At 44.4% G+C, this 1,291-nt stretch carries 3 protein-coding genes; 2 read left to right on the top strand and 1 reads right to left on the bottom strand.

Annotated elements, in window-relative coordinates:
* Nucleotides 1-259 (top strand): transposase (locus tag CIK04_RS01605; protein WP_142994978.1); only part of this gene is annotated, 259 nt, incomplete at its 5' end.
* 23 nt (nucleotides 260-282) lie between these two features.
* Here the strand turns inward: CIK04_RS01605 and CIK04_RS01600 are convergent.
* The gene (locus CIK04_RS01600; protein ID WP_128824575.1) at nucleotides 283-762 is read right to left on the bottom strand and encodes a GNAT family N-acetyltransferase; all 480 of its coding nucleotides are present in this window, start codon (nucleotides 760-762) and stop codon (nucleotides 283-285) included.
* Between the two features lie 213 nt (nucleotides 763-975).
* On the opposite strand from CIK04_RS01600, the gene CIK04_RS01595 reads away from it, so the two are divergent.
* The coding region (locus tag CIK04_RS01595; protein WP_142994977.1) for a helix-turn-helix domain-containing protein at nucleotides 976-1,291 on the top strand (316 nt) is incomplete at its 3' end.

Here is a 1,291-nt window from a genome sequence, read left to right as displayed (position 1 = left end):
CATGAATAGAGAAAGTGGCCGCTATAAAGGCAAACGAATTATCCAAGGTGGGCGCGCTCAGGTGCGTACAGTCCTGTATATGGCGATGATGTCTGCAATGCAATCTAACCCTGTTTTTAAGACCACATATCAGCGATTACTGGAAGCAGGAAAACCCAAAAAAGTAGCCATCATTGCCTGTGTTAGAAAGATGGTTGTGATCCTGAATTCAATGCTAAGAGACGGAACTATGTGGAATGAAAATATGGCGAAAAATTAACTATTGACGCCATACTCGCTTTGTTAGGCGCGCAGCTGCAATTGGTAAAAATCGGTTTCATCATGCTTCGGATTAGGGCGACAATATACCCAACCATTACGCTTATAGAACCTTAACGCCCTTGCGTTCGTTCTACTCACGGAAAGCACAGCACGATTACAGCCAGCTCGTGCTAATTCTGATTCGAGGTAGACCTGAACTTGCTGGCTCAAACCAGAACCGCGAACTTCAGGCAACAAGTAAACTAAATGAACATAACCGGTCTCTGGCTCGGGTGAAAAAGAACGAAACTCTAACTGCCCTACCAATTTTCCATCCAACCAGATATGGATGTAAAACCAACCTGCTCCAGATTGCCTTTCTTGAACTCGTTCTCGATAACCTGCTATGAAATCATCAAAACCCGAAAAGGTCTCGAAAGTGCAATAGTAAGCATCCTTTCGAGCAGCTACGCAAAAATCATAATCTTGCGCCAAATTGATCACTTTAAATTCTACGTTCATCCCTAATCCTAAAGTGAATAGCGCCTAACGCCGCATTAAGGTGTGAGTGGCGCTTGGCTATACTTGAGCGAAGCGAAACTGCCAAGCGTTGCGAATCACTCTTAAATGCTTTGTTATGTCTCTTGGATTCAAGTACGAAGTGCGACACCTCTGAACATAAAAACAGTAAGGTGCGATAATCATGAACTTTGCTCCCGCCAAGAAGTAAAAAACATGAAATACACACACCTCACTGAGAACGAAAGGTATATGATTTCTGCGCTAAGAAAGCAAGGAATTAGTACCGCTAAAATAGCTAAACAACTGGGGCGCCATAAAGCCACTATCTATCGAGAAATTGAACGCAATTGTCGTTACAACAAGTTCTTCGATAGGTACTCTTATCAACCACGGCGGGCACAGCAAATGGCTCGTAACCGGCTGAGCCGCTCGCGCAGAAACAAGCGCTACAGCAAAAGCGACTTTAGGTTACCTGAGGCCTTGCTACGACTGGATTGGAGCCCTGACCAAATCGTCGGATATCTAAGAA

The organism is Vibrio sp. 03_296 (assembly GCF_002265885.1).
Note: the sequence above shows the minus strand (reverse complement) of the source record. Positions and strands in the feature narration are given on the sequence as shown.

What these genes read in the sequence shown, in the direction of transcription:
- CIK04_RS01600 (WP_128824575.1), bottom strand. Translation starts at nt 762, where the DNA reads ATGAACGTAGAATTTAAAGTGATCAATTTGGCGCAAGATTATGATTTT.